Source organism: Nocardia sp. NPDC057668, assembly GCF_042799795.1.
In the GTDB taxonomy this organism is placed as follows: domain Bacteria; phylum Actinomycetota; class Actinomycetes; order Mycobacteriales; family Mycobacteriaceae; genus Nocardia.
In genome coordinates this window covers 1,021,788-1,041,596 of sequence record NZ_JBHVIC010000003.1, presented here as the reverse complement: position 1 = coordinate 1,041,596, position 19,809 = coordinate 1,021,788, and the positions used below count along the sequence as shown (strand labels likewise).

The window sequence follows — 19,809 nt, the reverse complement described above, 5'->3', positions numbered from 1 at the left end:
AAGGAGGCCGGATCATGAGCATCGGCTCGGCACTGCGCGAACAACGACCGTCCCCGCCCATCGACGAATCGGTCTTCGAGAACGCCTCCCTGGTCTTCCGGACCGCCCACACCTTCGCGGCGCCACCGGACCGGGTGTGGTCGATCCTCGACGGTGACCGCATGTTCGAATGGCTGCCGTTTCCCGGTATCGGCGTGCGCTACGACTCCGCCGAACGCGGTGTCGGCGTGGTCCGGGAAATGGGTTCGGTGACCCCGCCCTTTCGTGGCCTGTGGATTCAGCGCGAGGAGTTCTGGAGTCACGAACACGCGAAACGCATCAGCTACGGGGCGATCAGCGGCACCTGGATCTACGTGCTGCTGGTGCGGCACTACGCCGAGGAGATGACCCTCGCCGGCACCGCGGACGGCGGCACCGACCTGGTTTGGACGGTGGCCGTGACCCCGCGCCTGCCGCTGCGCGTGGGCACCCTGCCGATCTTCGCGCCGATCTGGCGTGCCATCTACCGGGTGAGCCTGCGCGGCCCGATGCGGCGACGACTCGCCGAAAAACACTGACTTCCAGACAGATTGGATGAGCAATGGGCATTACCTCGTTCTTGCACACGCAGCACCCGGCGTCGGTGCCCGCGGTCGACGACACACTGTTCGACACCGCGGCGCTGGTCTTCACCGTGCAGCGGGATTTCGACGCACCGGTGCACGCGGTGTGGACGGCCATCGACGACGATCACGCCTGGAAGTGGCTGCCGTTCCCCGGGCTCGGGGTGATCTACGATTCGCCGGCTCGCGGTGTCGGTGTCATCCGCGAGATGGGGTCGGTCTTCGGGCCGTTCCGCGTCCTGTGGGTCGAGCGGGAGAAGTTCTGGCGGTACGTGCCCAATCAGCGCATCACCTTCGGTGTGGTGAGCGGCAATTGGATGCAGTACCTGGCGGTGCGACAGTACGGCGAGGACAAGACTTTCACCGATCTCGGGAACGGCCGGACCCGGGTGGTGTGGAAGGTCGCGGTCACCCCGCGGCTGCCGCTGCGGTTCTCGACGTGGTTCCCGCCCGTGTGGCGAACCGCCTACCGGATCGGGGGGATCGGGCCCCTGTTCACCCGGCGCGTGAACCAGGTCGCGCGCACGAGCCGACCGCAACTGCGGTCGATCGACACCAATGGAATCGCCGCGTCAGCACCGAGCGATCAGCACGCCGAGGAAGGCGCGAAATGAGCCGTACCAATGGATCCGGAACGAAGCACGTCAGTCCGCTCGAACAGCCGCAGCACGAGGTCGTGGTCATCGGTGCGGGAATCGGCGGCATCTGTGCCGGGGTGAAGCTCCAGGAGATCGGGGTCGAGGACTTCCTGATCGTCGACCGCATCGCCGGCCTCGGTGGCACCTGGTTCAGCCACAGCTATCCCGACGCCGGCTGCGACATCCCGAGCACGACCTATCAGTTCTCCTTCGCGCGCAAACCCGACTGGGATCGGCTCTTCGCCAAGCGCGACCAGATCCTGGAGTATCTGCGGGAAGTCGCGGCGGACTACGATCTGCCCCGCCGAATGCGGTTCGACACCACCATCGTTCGCGAGGAATGGGACGAGGACCACGGGCTGTGGCGGCTGCACGTGGATACCGGGGAGATCATTACCGCGCGGTTCGTGATCAGCGCGGTCGGGGCGTACATCAATGCCAAGACCGAGCCGAACATCCCCGGGCTGAAGTCGTTCGCGGGGGTATCCATGCATCCCGCGCACTGGAACCACGACTACGACTTCACCGGCAAGCGGGTAGGCATCATCGGCGTCGGCGCGAGCACCATGCAGATCGCGCCCAAGCTGGCCGCGCAGGTCGAACGGCTGGACATCTATCAGCGCACCCCGCAGGTGTACCTGCCGAAACCGGACTTCGTGCTGCGCCCGTGGATGCAGAAGCTGCTGGGGTTGCCCGGCGGGTCCGCGGTCGCCAACGGCATCGCGCAGACCGTGATCGACGCCGGGCTGCGCATCGCGATCTACACGCCCGCACCGCTGTGGCGAGGCGGCGCGCGCGTCATCGACTTCGCCGGCCGCGGGGCATATGCCGGGTGGGTGCGATACAAGGTGAAGGACAGGGAGATTCGCAAACACTTGCGTCCCGACTTCGGGATCGTCTGCATTCGCGGGGGAGCGGGCGGGGACTACCTGCCCACCCTGAACCGGGAGAACGTCGAACTCGTCACCGCCGGGATCGCCGAGATCACCCCGACCGGGATCCGCGACGCCGACGGCGTCGAACGCGAGGTCGACGCCCTGGTGGTGTCCACCGGCTACGAGGTGTTCTCCGATCCGGAGAGCTACAAGCCCGGAACAGTCATCGGCCGTGACGGTTTCGACCTCGGCGTCTTCTACAACACCGAGGAGTTGAAGGCGTACTACAGCACCTCGGTCGCCGGTATCCCGAACCGGTTCATCATGATCGGCCCGTATTCCTGGACCGGCACCGCCTTCCACTATTTCGTGGAGAACGCGATGCGCCACATCGCGACGGTGATCGACGAGACCCGCAGGCGCGGTGCGTCGATCGTGGAGGTACGGCCCGAGGCGCAGGAACGTTTCCACGCCGACATGCTGCGCAGCGGCCGAAACCTGTCCTACTACTTGGAAACGCGCTGCGAGGGCTCCAACAGCTACTTCGTCAACTCCCAGGGCAAGTCGCCCTACATCCGCCCCTGGTCGCTGCTGAAGACCTATCGCAAGGCGGTGCGCTTCGACCGCGACGACTACAGCTACCGCAGCCCCGTCGAGCTCGACTCGATCGTGGAATCCAGGACGATCGAGCCCGCCCGCGGGTAGCCGGGCCGAACATGGCGGCAGCCGGCCTCAGGCCGTCGGCTCGGTTGCCCGGGCCCGGGATCTCATCGATGCGAGTCCCGCTGCCGCGCAACCGGTTCGTGATCGCGCGGCGGCACCGGCCAGGTCCACCCGCGCTCCCGACGAATCGCGAGCAGCTGGCGGCGCGCGTTGCACGAGGCGGGGGAGGGCGCGGGCGAGTCCCCCGCGACGCAGTTCCGATGCCGCCACAGCAGCGTTTTCACCGTGATCGGGCTCAACCGGACGGTCGCCGGGATGCGGTGGTGGGACAGGCGCGAGTACACCTCGTCACCGGGCCCGATGCCGGCCGCGCAGCCGGTGCGTGTTGGCCAGGGGGATCCGGTGGAAGTTCCGCCCGCCCGCGACCGGAGCCGAAGCCTTTGGCGCGGGCGGGATTTGGGAACTTCCGGCGGAGATCCCCCAGACGATCGTGGCGAGGCAGATGATCATGGCGGCGAGGACAAGTAGAAATTGGAGTGCGGCGGACATCATCGTGAAGCTCCCTCGGTAGGCCGTTCCAGGCGGATCGGACAGGGGACGTCAGTGGAGTCCGAGCAGGACATCACCGCTGGTAAGCGCGCGGTGCGCGTTCAATGGATTTCCAAACGAGAATTGCCATTTCGCCAGGGGCGTTTCCGGTTCGGTGTCACACTGGTTCCGTTCGAAGCGGTCCAGCCATTCCGTGTACCCGGGGGTAGTCAACGATGGCCGAGGAAGACAGCACGCTGCCGCGCCGACAACTCGGGCGGTTCCTACGTCAGTACCGTGAAGAAATCGGCATGACCATGGCCCAGGCCGCTCGGATCGTCGAGATCGGGACCTCCACGCTGCACCGGCTGGAGAAGGGGACAGCCGACAAGGTCCGCATCCGAATCGTCGTGCACCTGTGCGAGATCTACGAGCGACCGGCGGAGGACACCGCCGCGATGAAGCGGCTCGCCGATCAGGCGGCCGCCAAGACGTGGTATCAGGAATACGGAGACCTGATTCCCGGCCGGTTCGACCACTATGTCGGCCTGGAAGCCGCAGCGCGGCAGCTGGTTTCGTACCAAGAGCTGGTCCCCGGTCTGCTCCAAACACGGGATTACGCCTGGACGATGGCGCGCAGTCATCTGGTGGACGTCGCAGACCACGACATCGACCGGTTCGTCGACCTGCGTCTGCGTCGACAGATGATCATCAATCGGAAGACGGAGCCGATCGACTTCGATGTGGTACTCCACGAGTCCGCCCTGCGGAGAGTTGTCGGCGGTCCCCGGATCATGGCGAAACAACTGCGGCACTTGGCGGATGCGGGCACCCGCCCGAACATCACCCTTCGTGTGCTCCCGTTCTCCGCAGGAATTCCCCTGGGGATGCTGCCCGGCCCATTCGTGATTCTCTACTTCGGGCTGGACAGCAAGGGCCGCAACGCCGAACCCCCGGTCGTCTACGTGGAGAGCGTTCTCACCGCCGACATCTATCTCCAGAAGGAAAGCGACCTCGAGCGCTATGGTGCGGTATCGGCAGCACTGCACAGCGCGTCGTCCAGCCCGGAGGACAGTCGGTTGTTGCTGAGGAAGATCGCGAAGGAGTTCGAGGCGTGAACGTGGACCTAGGTGGCGCTGAATGGTTCAAGAGCAGCCATAGCCAGGGGGTGCAGGAATGCGTGGAGGTCTGTCACCGGGCCGACCGGGTCGGAGTTCGGGACTCCAAGAACCCTGCGGGGCCGGAGCTCTGGTTCTCCGGGGCGGCGTGGGACGCGTTTCTGGGGAGCGGCATCTGGGAGGTCTGACCCGGGACGGGGTGGGGGAGTGGTGGCCTGCGTGGCCCTTCATTACCAGCCCGATCCGAGCCGACACCCGGGTCGCGGTGTCAGCACGCAACCGGCTACCGCGACACGGTGACCGGATTTCCCCTGCTCGAGCGGTCTTCGCAACACGGGACCGCGAATTTCTACCGCATCGCGACCGAGTCTCGCTAACCTACTCGGCAGGAGCTTTTCCCGGGCAACACGGAGCAATAAGAGGTGTGTGTGATGTCAGATCCGGCCAACACCGAGCCGACGAAGAACGAGACCGACGCGGCGCAGGACCCTCGCCATCAGGTGGATGAGGTCCCCACGGCGTACTACCGCCTCTCCGATATCGACTTCGACTCGTAACCGGCCCGTTGGCCTCGAAGGTCAACTGACGCAGAACGATCTGCTCGATCCCGCACCCGGCCCGCCCACTCGGCGCGCGGCCGGGTGCGGTTTCGTCCGGGCATGAATACACCTCCTGTTCGGCTCGAGCTCGATGGCGGACCGTGTTGTCGGAAGTGACACCGCCGGTGGGTATCTCGCGTTCGGGATGGTCATGGCGCTTGGCCCCCCACCGAGAACCGGTGATCACGGTCGCCCGGATCCGGCACGGCCTCAGAAGATGAAGACCAGCCGCCCACCGGTGCCGCCGGCCTCGATCTGCCGATGGGCATCGCTCGCCTGTCCGGGCAGGCAGGTGGCCGCGACGCGCAGGGTGAGTTCGTCGCGCTCGGCGGCATCGCGGAGCTTCTCGAGTTCCGCTGTAGCGCTGAGCAACTCGTACTCCGGGCGATACGTCCAGCGGATCCCGTCACCCGGCCTGCCGGTGAACCCGCACGCCGAGAATATCGACCCGCCGGCAACAACCGCCGGGGTGATGGCGTCGTCGAGCATGGCGGTGTCGATGACGCCGTCCACGGGTCCGGCCGCGGCGAGAATGGCCCGCGCCAGCCCCGGCCCGCGCTCGACGATCATGTCCGCCCCGAGCGCGGTGACCAGATCGCGGTCATCCGGCGTCGCGTCCGCGATCACCCGAATGCCGGCCGCTTTCGCGAGTTCGACCGCGAACCCGCCCACCGCCCCCGCGGCGCCGGTCACCGCGATGGTCGACCCCTCGCCGACCCGCAGTGAATCCAGCGCCGCGCGCGCGGTGAGCGCGTTCATCAGCAGCGTCGCCGCCGCGACGGGTGTCTTGCCGCGTGGGGCGCGCACCACCGACGCCGCGTCGGCGATCACGAACTCCGCCTGCGCCCCGCAGGCCAGTCGGGGATGCACGAGCGCGATCACCGCGTCGCCGCACAGCAGACGCGCTTCGACGCCGGGCCCGACCTCGTCGATGACGCCGGCGGCGTCCCAGCCCACCACGTAGGGTCCGGTGTGCACCGGATACCACTGCGGCAGCTGCCGGGCGATGGCTCCCGACCGCGCGTCGGCGTCGGCGATGTTGATATCCGCCGCCTCGACCTTGATCCGGACCTGGCCCGGTCCAGCATGTGGTTCGGGCAGGGTCAGCAGGGTCATGACTTCCGGCCCACCGAACCGTTCGAAACCAACTGCCAGCATGGAATCACTCCCTCGGAGGGCGAATGACCTGTTCACAGAATGGATCCCGCGGGGATCGCCATCGCGCAGCGGTGCCCGGGCGATGACCGTAGACGTCCCGCGCACCCGTTCTCGGCGGGCGCGGGTCGTCGCCGCACTGCCGGGGACGACCGATGAATTCGGGCGATATCTGGATAGCTATACTATTCCTTGATCGATTGCTGTCAAGTAGCCGGTGCGGATTTGCTGTCCTACCTGGGTCGATTCGTGAGGTAGCGCCCTGGAGATTGTCGCGCTATTCACATAGCGCTACTATGTGGATAGTAGGTTCAGACCTGACCGGTCTCGACGACAAGGAATGCCATGAGCAGCCCCTTCCGTGATCCCGTCATCGCCGACGGTGAGAAGTCGCTCTACCGGATCAGGCTCGGCGATGATCCCGAAGGCGGCCGGATCATCGGTCTGGTCGAACAGGACGGGGACGCCTACGTGTCCTGCCTCGAGGCGGGTTCCGCGGATGCGTACAGCGCGAAGGTCGAACAGCGCATCCGCCGGTCCGGCGGGCGCATGGATGCCGAAAGTTACCAGGCGGCTTCGTATTTCGAAGGCAGGATGGTCTCCCGTGAGGAGGGCTACTTCATCGGCACGCAGCACATGCAGTTCGGCGGCAAACTCGCGCCCTTCCCGCGCGGGGTGATGCCCCTGCTGGGCGGGCTGACCCTGTTGCGCGGGCTCGACTTCCGTCCCGGCGCGAAGACCAAACTCGATCTGTGGCTGGCGTTCTCGATCCACTGGCCGCTGGAGGTCAAGGTGGAGAAGCGCGTCCGGGTCGACGTCCCCGCGGGCTCGGTGGATGCCTGGCAGGTGCGCATGCGCCCGAGCTTCAGCCACGTGAACGGCCTTCTGGACAAGTTGATTTCGGGTCTGCTACCCCCGTTCATCGGCCATTTCGAGACGTCCGGCGCACATCGCCTGGTGCGCTTCAGCTTCCCCAGCGGCCCGCTCCCGTGGCAGCCCCGCGCGGTCATCGAGCTCACCGACTGATGATCCCCGGCGGAAATGCTGCGGGTCACCGGGATCGCGCTCGGTCGTATTCTCGTGGTCGTGCCGTCACCCCTTCAGGACACGCTGTTCTTGCTCATGATGGAACCCGAACGCCCCGAACCACTTCGCCGCGCCACGGCCGCACTCCCGCGCGCCCTCGCCGAGTTCTTCTCGATCGTCGGCGAGATCCCGCTCGGCCAAGATGGTTTCCCGCGCACCGTATGGAACGAGGGAAACGGCGAAGGGCCGATGATCGGCGAGGTGAACGACGACGCATGGACGGTCGGCCTGCCCGGCCTGCTCGCCGACTACTGGGCCGCGGAGATCACCCCTCTCTCCACGTTCCTCGATCCGACAGCCGATGTGCCCCCGAACCCGCCCGCCGAGCCGTTGAACCTGCTGTTCACCAACGAGACTCGCGACGGCCACGCCTACATCGAGTTCGACGGCAGTGACGATCCCCCGGTCCACGAGTTCTTCACGTCATCCGGCTGGTCGTCCTCGCCCCGACCGTTCTCCGCATGGCTGTTCACACTGTTCGCCGATGCATACGTAGCCCACGCCTGGGCCCCGCTCTCCTTCTGGGGCCCCGCCGCCGACCTGACCCGCTCGGCGGAAAGCGCACCCCTGCAACTGTTCAAGTCCGGCCTATGGCTACGCGCCCGCGCCCCCCTGTCCGACTCCGCCCGAGCCGCCCTGTCCGCCACCTTCCTCGACCACGAGTGTCGCCCCTTCGACGACGCGACCCTCGACCAGTTCGTAGCCCCCGACGCCGCGATCTGGGTGGTCGGCGACCACTGGTGGCTCTGGGCCGACACCCCTCCCGCCCTAACCCGGATAGCCGAAATAGCCCGCACCAAAGGAGGACTCGAAACTCTGGTCGCCGATACCCCAGAAGCTCGCGCCGCGCTCGGCTGATCCCCGACCCGCCCTGCTGGCCCACCGTTAGAGGTGAACCCGATGACGCAGAGGCTGGTGTGGCTGGTCAGAGGTGCTCATCGGTGAGTGAGAAGGGGTCTTCTCCGGATTTGTAGAGGCACCATTCCGGCCAGAGGTTCTCCGGGTCGATGTCGCGATACCCCCGGGACTCACACAAGCCCTGCAGCATCGACACTGGCAGCATCATGGCGGGGGTGTTGTCTCGTGCGTCGAGGAGCTCGGCCTCGGTCAGATCCGCGCCCTTGTCCTCCTCGAGACGAATCAGCATGACGAGAAGCGCGGGCATGAAAACAGGGACCAACCGATCGTCGTCGTGGGTCGCCGGTCCCGGCTCGATGGGCTGATGGGTGGTCACCGCAAATCCGTTCTGTACGAGAGTCGAAACGCCGCCCGAACTGTACAACGCACCCGGATGACGTCACGCTCAACCGAGTCGGAGCATATGTCCGCTCATGACGCTGATCGCTACCATCGGGTTAGTCGCCGGGGAAACACTCCCAGCATCTCGAAGCAAGGACGGCCCACCATGCACTGGATGCGATCGGGAGTCTTCGCTGATCCACCGATGGAGCTGACCGTCGCCGAACGCAAACGGGGCGAGCGGGCCGCTCGGAAAGCGGCTCGCGAGGCACGGAAGTCCCTGCTACGCACAAAGCGGTACCTATATCGGCGCTATCGGGAAGAGGCCGGCGACAAGTACCTGGATTGGCCACAGTGGCGCATTACGTATCTCGAGGAATACAGACGCGGACCCCACCCCCAGTCCACGAGGGGCGGCATCTCCCCGGGGGACAGCTTCCTCGGGAGCTGACGCCGTGGGTCGCGCCGGTGAAGAAACGTCGCGCACGCACGGTTGCGCTCCATCCGATCTGGTCGCGCGGACAGGCAACCTCGGGTCGCAACCAAACTATCCGCTCATGTCGCGCTGATCGGAACGGCCGGCACAACACCTCGGAAAATCAACGGGCACAGCGTCGTACGACCGCTGAGCCGACCTCACCGTCCAGTGGCGATGGTGAGAACCTGGCAGCCGAACGCATTCTCGTACCATCGGTCGATGTTCGAGCTAGTGCACGACTGGCACTATCGAGAACCCTCGTGGGTGAACGTATTTGTGCGTCGCAGTGAGATTTAACTGTCGCAGGCGCTGACCGGGATCGACACCTTCCACTCCGGCATCGCGTCCTTGCTGACCGTGAACTCGGGTTGCCCGGAAACCTGCACCCACCAGGTAAACCCAGCCGCGTCTTGAAATGCGCGCTGCACCTTTATCACCGCGAGCGGCTGAATGACAGCTGTTGCGATGATGTCCTCGGTCTTCGCCTCGGTGCTACCCGATTCGTAGTAGAACGTATGGATCGTGAGCGGCTTGTCGCACGGATTCTCGAAGTAGCCGTCATGCGAATGGCTACAGCCCGTCAGCAGAGGAAGCAGCACGAGTGACAGCGCCAAGCAACAACGTATTCGCTCCGCTGACCCCGGTGCGGCGGTGTCGTTCACGCGAGCATCGTGCCGGGGAGTGGACAGGGGTGGCAACCGAATATCCAATGGCAGCTGGCGATATCGGGCGTTGGTCGTGAGAGGCGGCTGCGTCGGGTTCGGGGCAGTGACTGAATACAGTGTCGTCGTGAGTGAATCCGCGTACGAGGTCGAGCAGGCCCGACACGAGCCATCCGGGATCCAGTTCGAGAAGCTGCGGCGGGGCCTCATCCCATGGACGGCGCTGGGCCTCGTGCTGGCAGTCACAGTCGGCCTTGTAGGCGGTGCTCTGACTGGGCTGTTCGGTGTCTGGCGATACGGGGCGCTCGGTGTCAGTCCACTGGCCTCGGTGCCGGGGACGGTCTACATTCCCTTGCTGGTCGCACCGCTCGCGGCTGGGGTGGGCGTTGCGGTGACCTTCGCAGGTCTGCTGGCGAAGGCCGCACCGTTCCGTCGCCCCGATCGCGGAGAACTGATCGTATCTTCCTGTGGTGCAGCTATTCTCGGCTCCGCGATGGGCGCGCTGTTCAGTCTGGCAGGCTCGATGGCGGGCGAGCTCTCGGCGATGGTGACCATTCGGTTGGTGGGTACCGATGTCAGCGCGGAGGTCTACGACCACTACCTGACGATGTTCGAGAATCCGGCCCACGCAGACTGGTCACTCGCCGAATCCGTAATGCTCGCGGTAATGGTGATCCTCGCCCTGGGCGCTGCCCGCTGGTGGCGGGACCCGGCTCCGAGCCTCACTCCAGCCCGCCGTTCCCTCCTATGGGCAGCCGCGCCGATCGTCGTGCTAGGCGTCCTCTACGGAATCATTGCGGCGCTGGCCTATTGGAACCTGGCCGAGTCGTTCACGATCGGCCCGGACAACTCCTACACACGATGGACCACCCGCTAGTCCAGCACTTCGACAGCGCTGAAACGCGGTGTGCGGCACCGGCTCGCTGACCCTCCCTCGTCAACCGGCAGTGAGCGGATCACTGCGGGCGTGGAGCGCATTGAAAAAGTGCTCGCCGGGCAGCCCGAACCACGGATACGACTCGGACTCGTCACCAGGATCATCGTCGTCCTCACCTTCCACGACTGTCGAGGCCGGCCACCGTCCCGACCGGACCTCGTCGAGGAGAAAGCTCAGCAGATCGGTGAAGCTCTCCGCGCAAACGAAATGCCGCTCCTCGTCCCGACCGAAGTTGATGATCTGCCCCGGAACTCCCGCATGATCCGGATCGAGATCCAGGCCGATATAGTCCGAGCGCGACGTGTCCGACCACAGCGGAATCCAGCCCGCAGAGGTGTAGAGAGGCTTCACTCGTCCCTCAGCGCCCGCCATGACAGCCCCGAAAGCCTGAAGCTGCTCGATCTCACTACCCTCACGTACAGCGATCCAGGACGACCAGCATTGCTCGATCAGACGCGTCGATAGGAAAGAGAGGGTAGGTATGCACGGCACCGCACCCTCGCCACCCGTAGCGATGTCGGTCGACAACTGACCGTTGTGCATGGCGAGAACAGCCTTCACATCATCCGGAAGACGCTGGCCCAGTGCCTTTTCCAGCTCGTCGATCTCGGCCCGGCCGGCGGGAGGAGCCAAGTTCTCGAACGCCAAGGGCACGTTGACGCGAAGCCAATCGACGTACTCTTCGAACAGCGTGATCGCATCCACAGCTGCAAGATAGCAAGCGCTCGAGACAGTTCGGCGCACTCATCCTGTCTTGCCGCATGCCGCACGGACCTCACCGGCTCCCGTGGCGGGCCACAGAACGTGACGGTCGTCACTTCGTGTCAGATCTGAACGTCGCGGCGTGTCTGGAGGGCATGACTGATTTCAATGCCATCACCAAAGTGGTTGTGATCGGCGGCGGTTACGCCGGTACCGTGGCGGCCAACCGGCTGCGGCTGCGTCACGACGTCGAGATCACGCTGGTCAACCCGCGTCCGCGGTTCGTCGAGCGCATGCGGTTGCACCAGTTCGTGGCCGGTACCCATGAGGCTGCCATCGACTACGACACGCTGCTCGGCGCCGGGGTGCGGATGATCGTCGACCGTGCGATCCACATCGATACCGCCGCCCGCCGGGTGGAACTGAGTTCCGGGAGCGCGCTCGACTACGACTACGTGGTCTACGCGGTCGGCAGCACCGCCGCGGTGCCGGTATCGGTGCCCGGCGCTACCGAATTCGCCTACCCGATAGCCGAATTCGAACACGCCCAGCGGCTGCGCACGGCGCTGGCGGACGTGCCGGTCCTGGCGCCGATTGTCGTCGTCGGCGGTGGGCTCACCGGCATCGAGACCGCCGCCGAACTCGTGGAGCAGGGCCGTACCGTGACACTGGTGGGTGGCGGGAAGCTGGCGGCGAACTTCGCGAATCCGGCTCGGCGATCGGTGGTGAAATGGTTGTCCGAGAACGGAGTCGAGGTGCTTGAGCAGGCGCGGGTGAGCGAGGTGCGGCGCGACGGGGTCATGTTGACCGACGGCGTCGTGCTGCCCGGTGCGATCACGATTTGGACCGCCGGGTTCGGGATGCCCGACCTGGCGGCACGCAGCGGACTGCGCACCGACGAGCTGGGGCGACTCCTGACCGACGAGACGTTGACCAGTATCGATGACGCACGCATCGTCGCCGCCGGGGACTCGGTCGCGCCTTCGGGTCGCCCACTGCGGATGAGCTGCTATGCCGCCCAACCCTTGGGCGCGCAGGCCGCCGACAATGTGCTGGCCCGTACCGCCGGGGACGAACCCGCCGTGCTGGACGTGGCCTTCACCGCCTGCACCGTGGGACTGGGTAGCCGCGCGGGCGCAATGCAATTCAGCCGGCGTGACGACACGCCCGTGGCGATGTACCTCGGCGGGCGAACGGCCGGGTGGATCAAGGAGCGGGTGGGTCTCGCGGGCCCGATCGGGACCATTCGCAAGGAAGCTCGCAACCCCGGCGCGATCCCGACCTTCCTGGGCTTGGGCAAGCGCAACAACCTGAGCGCAGCCGAGCCGCAGGGAGTTCCGAAGCCATGACCTCCACCGACGAGCACACCGAGCGTTTCGTCCACCTGCGACCGTTGCTGTTCACCATCGTCTACGAGATCCTGGGCTCGGCGACCGAAGCCGACGATGTGCTGCAGGACAGCTATCTGCGGTGGCGCAGGGTGGACCCGGCCACGGTCCGGGACACGAAAGCCTATCTGGCACAGCTCGTCACACGGCAGGCCCTGAATGCGTTGCGGGCCGGCGCCAGTCGCCGCGAGGAGTATGTAGGCCCGTGGCTGCCCGAGCCGCTGCTGCTCACCGATGGTGATGCCTCGACCGATGTGGTACTCACCGAATCGGTCTCGATGGGGATGCTGATCGTGCTGGAAACGCTCACCCCCACCGAGCGGGCGGTCTTCGTGCTGCGTGATGTCTTCGGCTTCGACTACGAGGAAATTGCCTCCGCGACAGGGAAATCCGTCGACGCCGTGCATCAGACCGCCCGCCGCGCCCGCAACCACGTCCACTCCCGGCGCAAGCGCTACGGCCCCGTGGACACCGTCCGAACCGCCGCGGTCACCGAGCGCTTCATCACCGCCGCGACCACCGGAAACATGGAGGGCCTGCTGTCGCTGCTCGCGCCGGACATCACCTGGACCACCGACAGCGGCGGCAAGGTGACCGCCCTGCCGGAGCTGGTCATGGTCGGTGCCGAACGGGTAGCCATGGTTCTGATGGCGGTCTTCCGATACGCGCGGCGCCGACCGGAAGTACGCCTGGAGTCGGTGAACTGCAACGGTCAACCGGCCCTCGCCTGCTACATAGCCGTCAATCTGGAAGCCGTCCTCGTGTTCGAGGTCGCCGACGACCAGATCGTCAGCGGCTACGGCATCCGCAACCCCGAAAAACTGGCCGCCCTCGAGTTCCCCCGCACCATCAGCCGCACCGAAACCCCCACGACGTAGTCCCACCCACCTGGAACACCCCGCTTACGATGCGGCCTGGACCGGTTGGACGGACCTTCACGAGCATGATTACCGCTCACCGAGCCGATCGGATATGAGTAGTTGCGCGGTGCTCGTGGCGGTGCTTTATCGCCACACTGATGACCATGACCTGGCCGGTACGTCAATCACGCAGGCGTCCTTGGGATTTGATCGTCGCCTGCGTCTTGTATCTGTTCGTCCTGCTAATCGGAGCGATAGCGGCGCTGTACACGCTGGGGTTCGCGCTGATCAGCGAGTCCTGCGCGAAGGACGGCTGCGACCCACAGCATCTCATCTGGGGGATGACCGTTTCCTGGGGTGGCACACTCCTCGCGCTCATCGGCACTCCCGCCGAGTTGGTCGTCGCCACGCGCCGACAGCAGAGCGATCTGTGGATCCGACCGGCGATCGCGGCAGTGGTTATCGTCCTCAGCTTTGTGTGCGGGATGCTGATGGTACTTCTGTGACCGGGCAATAACTCGGACGGAAATGGCGGCGTGATGCCGCGTGGTGGGTCGAAGCTCTCATCCCACTGGACCCTTCCGAAGCCGGTGGGACATTCGGGTTCGACCGGAAAGAACTACATGACGAACCTCGGTAGTTACAGCGTTTCGGGGGCTGTCGGTCAACATCGCAGCGGCAGAACATAATTCGCGTCGATCGTCACGGTGCTATCCACCGCGCTCGCGGGTGAGCGTCAAAGGCTGCAGCGGGCGTCAGCGGGCGGAGAGTCGAGGTCGAGAAGGTAGGCATTCACTACCTCGTCGACGCATTTGCCGTTTCCGAGGAGGTAGGCGCCGTGCTGCTTGCCATCGACGGTGAGCAGGCTTGCCCCGAGGGCTCGTGCCATCGTGATGCCGCCCTCGTGTGGCGTCGCCGGATCACCAGTGGTCGAGACAACGAGTGTTCGGGGCAGCCCTTCGGCATCGGCGAGCCAGGGCTGATTACGGGTGGGCGGTGCGGGCCATGCCTCGCACTCGCCGTGGTAGTTCGCCGCTGTGAACACCTCCAAGTCGAACATTGGTGCGACACGCCCGATCTCGCGGGCGAGCGCTGTTTGTTCACCGGAGGTCAGGCGGGGCCAGTCCATGCAACGCACAGCGATATTCGTGTCGAGGTCCAATCCGTAGGCGCCGTCCGGGGAGCGGGCGTAGAAGGTGTCGCGCAGCGCGAGCATCTCCTCGCCGCGACCGGCCTCGAGTGCCGTCAAGGCGGTGATGACTTCGGGCCAGTTCGCCTGCGAGTACAGGCCGACGCTGATGCCGAGGTATACGTCCCAGACGGTCACGGCCCGGCCGGTCGCAGTCAGCATCGGCGCTGCTATGAGCGGCCGCACGATCTCGTGCAGGCGATCGTTCGCGGCGGCGGGGTCGGCGCCGAGGACACAATCGGATGATTCGGCGCAGAGTGCAGCGAGGTCGTCGAATCGGGTTTGCAGACCTCGGAATTGGGAGACGCGGAACTCGCTCGCCGTCAGGTCGGGTGCGACGGCGCCGTCGAGCACGATCGCGCGGACCTTCTCGGGATAGGTCGTGGCGTACATGGCGCCGAGCTCGGAGCCGTAGCTGTATCCGAGGTAGGTCAGCCGGTCGTCACCCAGCACCGCTCGCATGATGTCCATATCGCGCACAACGTTGATCGATCCGGCATTGATGAGATTGGCCACGCCACCGGAGCCGTCTGTGCAGCGCTGTGCGAGTCCGGTCGCTTGTTCGGCGCTCGTGATGTCGTACACCGCGCCGAACCGCGGACCGGTGCCGGCGTCGTATTCCGCATCGGTGTAGCAGTCGAGCGCGGGGGTCGATGACCCCGCCCCGCGAGGATCGAAGCCGATGACGTCGAAGCGCTCGTGGACGGGGCTCGCCTGCCACAGCGCAGCGGTCGATGCCACGAAGTCGGTGCCCGAGCCGCCAGGGCCTCCGGGATCGGTCAGCAATGAGCCCTCGGCCTCGACCGCGGCGGGCAGGCGCAGCAGCGCGATGTGCGCTCGCCGGCCGTGTGGCTCGTTGTAGTCGAGAGGCACCTCGACCGAGGTGCATTGGAGCATGGGGTTCGCGAACACCTTCGCGTCCGCCACGCTCGTCGCGGTGTCCTCGCACCCGCGCCAGTCGAGCTCTTGCGTGAGGTAGGTGTCGAGACCCGCGTCAGCGCGGGACGACGGTGACGGAGCGGGCGTGCAGCCGGCGAGTAGGAGCGTGGCGGCGGCGAGCCCGATCGGGAGTCGCCCTGAGCGGCTTGGGAGTTGAAGACGTGATCGCGTGTATTTCCCTGGGGTGTATCGATCTAGCACGTCCATGCTAAATAAACTAGCATGAGCATGCTAGAAGTGCTACGGTGAAGCTCGTGCCGAAGAGAGTCGACCCGGATATCCGCCGGGAACAGATCGCCGACGCCGTGATCGACGAGATCGTCGAGCGCGGACTCCGCTCGGTGACCCTCGCCCGGATCGCCGAACGCACCGGCTTGGCCATCGGAAGCATCCGGCACTACTTCGGCGACACCGTCCGCGAGGTCATGCGTTTCACCTTCGGCGTCCTCGTGCAACGTGCCGTGCGCCGGGCAGGGGCGATGTTCGACGACCCGATCGCACGCATCATTGACGTCATAGCCTTCACCGCACCCACCAGCGAGCAGGAGCGGAAGGAGAACATCGCCATGGTCGAATATCGCGTCATGGCGCGCACGGACCCCGAACTCGCGGCCGACATCACCGCGACCTCCCTCGCGGGCGTCGAGGTGATCCGTTCGTTGCTACGTGATGCGCTGGCCGACCGCGCTATCGACGAGGAGGCGCTGCACCGCGAGGCGTTCCTGCTGTTCGCACTGGTGGAGGGCTTCTCGTTCAGTTCGGCGCTGTTCGCAACGCCATTGTGCGAGACGGACGTTCACGCCGCGTTGACGGCGACCCTGCACCGTTTGCGCGGCGCGTATCCACCTTTGGACAAGCCGTCGATCACGGGGCGATAGCGACGACGTCGCACCCCGCCTTCCCATTTCGCCACTCCAGTTCATTGCCCACCAGCGGTCGATCCCGCGCGAGTTTGCGCGCACGCCGGACTTCATGACCGGCATCGACTGCGCCAAAAAGACCGACAACCAAGGAGATTCACGATGCCGGCGCACCTCAGCCACCCCGACGGCCTGCTCCAGCAGCAGGACTATGCGCCGGTCGCGACGACGACCGGCACCCGCCTGCTCATGCTGGCCGGACAGCTGGCCGTGACCCCACTCGGCGAGACAACGGCGACGGATCTCGCAGGCCAGGTTCATGATTCCCTTCGCAACATCGCTACAGCTGTGCGGGGCGCGGGGGGTCGTATCACAGACGTCGCACGATTGACCTTCTACATCGTCGGCTGGACCACCGACATGGCCGACGAACTCTGGGAGGGGACTTCACGTGCTCAGGATTCCGATGGGTTCAGTGTGCCGCTGCCTCCCGTCACCGTCATCGGCGTACAGGCGCTATGGAGGCCTGACCTCCTGGTGGAGATCGAAGCGACTGCCGTCCTGGACTGATCGATGAGAATGACCACGGCGGGAATGCCGCCCATGGCCGCGCGCGCGGATCGGGTCATGCGCCGACCGAAATTGAGCGCTCCCCAAACCTCGGATGGCCGCTGAGCCGCGGTCGTCCAAACGCACACACCTGCCACTGATCGCGCTGACCGAACCGGCCGACGCGGCGCGCCGGAAGATCCATCGCCCATGGGGATCCGACGCCGAGAAACGTCCTCAACTGCCGATGAGCGTGCTGCTTTGGTGGCGGGATGGCGGGGCGCAAATTAGGTGCACCCTCCACCAGAAGCTTGAGTGGCGAGCCAGACTTGCCGTTAACGGCCAGAATGTGTCTGGGCCACAGCGCTTTAGCAAGTCCGGCAACAACAGATAGAACGCAGGTAGAACCATGGGAATCTGGTTTCGCGCTCCTGGATTGACTGAGTCCGAATCGGTCATTTGGAAGAAAGTCGCCAACCGCACACAATCAGCTAACCGAGCCGTCGGTGGCCGCCTCTACTTGACCGAGACTCGCCTGATATTCGAACCGGGTCACTTCGACGCGCTTACCGGAGGACGCCCCTGGTCAACGCCATTGCATGCGATCCGTGGGACCGGGTCTCAGGACCGAGACGGAAGCCCGTTCAGCGGCGGACTCCGCAATCGCCTGCGGCTAGACCTTGCCGATGGCTCCGTCGAATTGTTCGTCATCAACGACCTGGATTTGGCCATCGAGGTGCTGGAGCGAGCTACTGCCTCGGCGTGAATTCGGATGACAGGGTCACACGCATGTAGAGGGCATGCACGCTAGCCGCCTACCGCGCTGACCAAAGCTGCAAATTACGATCGGGCGCAGACGCCACTGTCCGGCCGAAAGATGCTGTCGGCGAACGCCTGCAGCGGGGGCGCGAGCATGGCGTTCAACTCCGTGCACGAGGGTTGACGGCACCGCATTCGACTGGTGGCGGGACATAGTCAAAACCCGCGGTATTGCTGACTAGCTCCGCCGAGTGATCGATCACCGTGGTGGCCGACCGGTTCAACCGACGGTGTCGGCGCTTGCGTGGTTCTTGTGAATGTCGGTGAGCGGAGGGTTGTGGGAGGCTGGGGAAAGGGCGATGTGGTCGGCGTCGGCGGAACCGGCTCGTCACGCTCTCGAGGCGGCCCGAACCAGATCGTCAACAGCAGCAGCGCAATCGGGAAACCCACCAGGAACACCCCAAGCTCGATCATCATGCGCTTCAGCAACTCGCGTACGCGATCATGGCCAACACTCATACGCCGAGTATCGACCTTCCTTGGCCGATACTGCCAGCAACTGTTCTGTGAGCAGCCAGTCCGCCGGGCGGCTTGTCGTCGTGCTGCGAAGGCAGAAGCCGGGTCACCGTGATGAAGTGTTGACGTGGCGAAGAACAAGACCGGGCCAGTCGACCACTACCCAGCCAGGGCGTGGTTGGCCGTAGACGGCAGCCACGCACCACACTGATCGGTGCGAAAAGGTAGGGCGGGTGACCGCTTCGTGATCGGTCAACCCGCACCATAATGCCGCATACCGCGCTGACTCAAACGGTCGCAGACTGTGATCTAAGTACTGCAAGGCCAACGTGGGCGAGCTCAACCGGAGACCGTAGAAGTCATCAGAAATGCTTTGTGCGCAGTGAAATTCGAGCGCCCCTCGTTGTGACCGGCCATCGTAGACGGGGCACTCCTACCGGTTTCGGGGCACCGGTGGCAGGCCTCGGGGAGAACCGTTCGGGCACCGCCCGGCGGCTCCCCCCGGGAGCGCGGTAACCGCCCGCTAATCGCGGTGAAACGACAGCCGAGCCGGCAGCCGCTCGAACGCCATGCTCGCACCGCTCTGCGCCAACTCCATGGTCGGAATCGAACAGATCGCGCGCAGCAGTCCCGGCGACAGCCGGTGCAGCACCCAGGCCGCGGTCGCGTCGAAATTCACCGGGACTACCGCGAGATTGAAACGGATCGCGCGTTGCACCGCGCGCGCGACCATGTCCGGTGTCGCGAAACTGTAGCGGGACTGGGCATCGGCGAAGTGCGTGCGGAACTCCTCGACCGCGGCGGTGTCCCGGCCACTGGCCAGGGTGGCGTTGGCGGCGAGCCGGGTGCGGGTGACACCGGGGCACACCGCGCTGACGCCGATGTTCCTGGGCGCGAGGTCGGTTCGCAGCGACTCGGCCACCATGAGCGCGGCGGCCTTGGACGCGGAGTAGGACGGCGCCACCCGATTCGGGGTCCAGGCCGCGCCCGAGGCGATCACCACGATGTGACCGGGTCGCCCGCTCGCCACCATCTTCGCGCCGACGACCCGGCTGCCGTGAACGACGCCGTGCACGTTGATCGCCATGACGTTCTCCCAGTCCTGCGGTGTCTGGTCGAAGAACGCACCGCCCACCGCGATACCGGCATTGTTGACCAGAATGTCGGGCACCCCCACGCGAGAGATCACACTCTCGGTGACCGACGCCCACTGCTCGGGATCGCGGACGTCGAGCGCGTAGGCGTGACAGGCGCCGGCTGCGAGCGCGACGGTCTGCTCGGCCGCGGCGAGGTCGATGTCTGTCGCGATGACGATGTCGCCCGCGGCGGCCTGGCGCAGCGCTATGGCGCGGCCGATGCCGCTGCCCGCCCCGGTGACGACGACGACCCGTCCCCGCTTGTTCGCCACGGGTCCGCTGAACGGAATTCTCATGATCGGTTCCAATTCGATTGTCTGGTAAGGCATGT

The 19,809-nt window shown here is 65.6% G+C and carries 22 protein-coding genes; 15 read left to right on the top strand and 7 right to left on the bottom strand.

Annotated elements, in window-relative coordinates; genetic code table 11:
* Positions 1 to 14 precede the first annotated feature (14 nt).
* The 6 genes from ACFVBH_RS23230 (at position 15) to ACFVBH_RS23205 (ending at position 4,981) form a co-directional block, all read left to right on the top strand.
* The gene (locus ACFVBH_RS23230; RefSeq protein WP_379004318.1) at positions 15 to 557 is read left to right on the top strand and encodes an SRPBCC family protein; all 543 of its coding nucleotides are present in this window, start codon (positions 15 to 17) and stop codon (positions 555 to 557) included.
* Positions 558 to 580: 23 nt separating this feature from the next.
* A complete protein-coding gene (locus tag ACFVBH_RS23225; protein ID WP_379004316.1) occupies positions 581 to 1,216 on the top strand; it encodes an SRPBCC family protein in 636 nt (211 codons plus the stop codon).
* On the top strand, positions 1,213 to 2,820 hold the full coding sequence (locus ACFVBH_RS23220; protein ID WP_354988899.1) for an NAD(P)/FAD-dependent oxidoreductase: 1,608 nt from the start codon (positions 1,213 to 1,215) through the stop codon (positions 2,818 to 2,820). The genes ACFVBH_RS23225 and ACFVBH_RS23220 overlap by 4 nt, the downstream gene beginning before the upstream one ends.
* Before the next feature lie 722 nt (positions 2,821 to 3,542).
* Positions 3,543 to 4,424 carry a helix-turn-helix domain-containing protein gene (locus tag ACFVBH_RS23215; RefSeq protein ID WP_379004313.1) on the top strand — a complete coding sequence of 294 codons (882 nt, stop codon included), beginning with the start codon at positions 3,543 to 3,545 and terminating at the stop codon, positions 4,422 to 4,424.
* A complete protein-coding gene (locus ACFVBH_RS23210; RefSeq protein WP_354988896.1) occupies positions 4,421 to 4,612 on the top strand; it encodes a DUF397 domain-containing protein in 192 nt (63 codons plus the stop codon). Before ACFVBH_RS23215 ends, ACFVBH_RS23210 begins: the two co-directional genes overlap by 4 nt.
* A gap of 243 nt (positions 4,613 to 4,855) precedes the next feature.
* Entirely contained in the window at positions 4,856 to 4,981 is a 126-nt protein-coding gene (locus ACFVBH_RS23205) for a hypothetical protein (protein WP_354988895.1), read from the top strand.
* A 252-nt stretch (positions 4,982 to 5,233) separates the two neighbouring features.
* On the opposite strand, the gene ACFVBH_RS23200 is transcribed toward ACFVBH_RS23205, so the two are convergent.
* Positions 5,234 to 6,181: an NADP-dependent oxidoreductase gene (locus ACFVBH_RS23200; protein ID WP_379004310.1), complete on the bottom strand. Its 948-nt coding sequence runs from the start codon at positions 6,179 to 6,181 to the stop codon at positions 5,234 to 5,236.
* Positions 6,182 to 6,523: 342 nt separating this feature from the next.
* On the opposite strand from ACFVBH_RS23200, the gene ACFVBH_RS23195 reads away from it, so the two are divergent.
* Together ACFVBH_RS23195 and ACFVBH_RS23190 are read left to right on the top strand one after the other, a co-directional pair.
* Positions 6,524 to 7,204, top strand: a complete 681-nt coding sequence (locus ACFVBH_RS23195; RefSeq protein ID WP_379004308.1) for a hypothetical protein — start codon at positions 6,524 to 6,526, stop codon at positions 7,202 to 7,204.
* Positions 7,205 to 7,264: 60 nt separating this feature from the next.
* Complete coding sequence (locus ACFVBH_RS23190) at positions 7,265 to 8,122, top strand: hypothetical protein (protein ID WP_379004306.1); 858 nt, start codon at positions 7,265 to 7,267, stop codon at positions 8,120 to 8,122.
* A gap of 67 nt (positions 8,123 to 8,189) precedes the next feature.
* On the opposite strand, the gene ACFVBH_RS23185 is transcribed toward ACFVBH_RS23190, so the two are convergent.
* A complete protein-coding gene (locus ACFVBH_RS23185; RefSeq protein WP_379004304.1) occupies positions 8,190 to 8,498 on the bottom strand; it encodes a hypothetical protein in 309 nt (102 codons plus the stop codon).
* A 776-nt stretch (positions 8,499 to 9,274) separates the two neighbouring features.
* Positions 9,275 to 9,643: a hypothetical protein gene (locus ACFVBH_RS23180; RefSeq protein WP_379004302.1), complete on the bottom strand. Its 369-nt coding sequence runs from the start codon at positions 9,641 to 9,643 to the stop codon at positions 9,275 to 9,277.
* A gap of 127 nt (positions 9,644 to 9,770) precedes the next feature.
* On the opposite strand from ACFVBH_RS23180, the gene ACFVBH_RS23175 reads away from it, so the two are divergent.
* Entirely contained in the window at positions 9,771 to 10,520 is a 750-nt protein-coding gene (locus ACFVBH_RS23175) for a hypothetical protein (RefSeq protein WP_379004300.1), read from the top strand.
* 60 nt (positions 10,521 to 10,580) lie between these two features.
* On the opposite strand, the gene ACFVBH_RS23170 is transcribed toward ACFVBH_RS23175, so the two are convergent.
* On the bottom strand, positions 10,581 to 11,285 hold the full coding sequence (locus ACFVBH_RS23170; RefSeq protein ID WP_379004298.1) for an SMI1/KNR4 family protein: 705 nt from the start codon (positions 11,283 to 11,285) through the stop codon (positions 10,581 to 10,583).
* Between the two features lie 152 nt (positions 11,286 to 11,437).
* Here ACFVBH_RS23170 and ACFVBH_RS23165 point away from each other — a divergent pair, with 152 nt between their 5' ends.
* The 3 genes from ACFVBH_RS23165 (at position 11,438) to ACFVBH_RS23155 (ending at position 14,036) form a co-directional block, all read left to right on the top strand.
* Positions 11,438 to 12,631, top strand: a complete 1,194-nt coding sequence (locus ACFVBH_RS23165; protein WP_379004296.1) for an NAD(P)/FAD-dependent oxidoreductase — start codon at positions 11,438 to 11,440, stop codon at positions 12,629 to 12,631.
* Entirely contained in the window at positions 12,628 to 13,548 is a 921-nt protein-coding gene (gene sigJ / locus ACFVBH_RS23160) for an RNA polymerase sigma factor SigJ (protein WP_379004294.1), read from the top strand. Before ACFVBH_RS23165 ends, sigJ begins: the two co-directional genes overlap by 4 nt.
* A 140-nt stretch (positions 13,549 to 13,688) precedes the next feature.
* On the top strand, positions 13,689 to 14,036 hold the full coding sequence (locus tag ACFVBH_RS23155) for a hypothetical protein (RefSeq protein ID WP_379004292.1): 348 nt from the start codon (positions 13,689 to 13,691) through the stop codon (positions 14,034 to 14,036).
* A 230-nt stretch (positions 14,037 to 14,266) separates the two neighbouring features.
* On the opposite strand, the gene ACFVBH_RS23150 is transcribed toward ACFVBH_RS23155, so the two are convergent.
* Positions 14,267 to 15,646, bottom strand: a complete 1,380-nt coding sequence (locus tag ACFVBH_RS23150) for an alpha/beta hydrolase (RefSeq protein ID WP_379004290.1) — start codon at positions 15,644 to 15,646, stop codon at positions 14,267 to 14,269.
* A 257-nt stretch (positions 15,647 to 15,903) separates the two neighbouring features.
* On the opposite strand from ACFVBH_RS23150, the gene ACFVBH_RS23145 reads away from it, so the two are divergent.
* From ACFVBH_RS23145 to ACFVBH_RS23135, 3 genes are all read left to right on the top strand, one after another.
* Complete coding sequence (locus ACFVBH_RS23145) at positions 15,904 to 16,536, top strand: TetR/AcrR family transcriptional regulator (protein ID WP_379004288.1); 633 nt, start codon at positions 15,904 to 15,906, stop codon at positions 16,534 to 16,536.
* 144 nt (positions 16,537 to 16,680) lie between these two features.
* Complete coding sequence (locus tag ACFVBH_RS23140; RefSeq protein WP_379004286.1) at positions 16,681 to 17,088, top strand: RidA family protein; 408 nt, start codon at positions 16,681 to 16,683, stop codon at positions 17,086 to 17,088.
* 388 nt (positions 17,089 to 17,476) lie between these two features.
* On the top strand, positions 17,477 to 17,833 hold the full coding sequence (locus tag ACFVBH_RS23135) for a hypothetical protein (RefSeq protein WP_379004284.1): 357 nt from the start codon (positions 17,477 to 17,479) through the stop codon (positions 17,831 to 17,833).
* Positions 17,834 to 18,042: 209 nt separating this feature from the next.
* Here ACFVBH_RS23135 and ACFVBH_RS23130 read toward each other — a convergent pair whose 3' ends face one another.
* The gene (locus ACFVBH_RS23130; protein ID WP_379004282.1) at positions 18,043 to 18,345 is read right to left on the bottom strand and encodes a hypothetical protein; all 303 of its coding nucleotides are present in this window, start codon (positions 18,343 to 18,345) and stop codon (positions 18,043 to 18,045) included.
* A 520-nt stretch (positions 18,346 to 18,865) separates the two neighbouring features.
* Positions 18,866 to 19,774, bottom strand: coding sequence for an SDR family NAD(P)-dependent oxidoreductase (locus ACFVBH_RS23125; protein WP_379004280.1), 909 nt, complete (start codon positions 19,772 to 19,774; stop codon positions 18,866 to 18,868).
* Positions 19,775 to 19,809 lie beyond the last annotated feature (35 nt).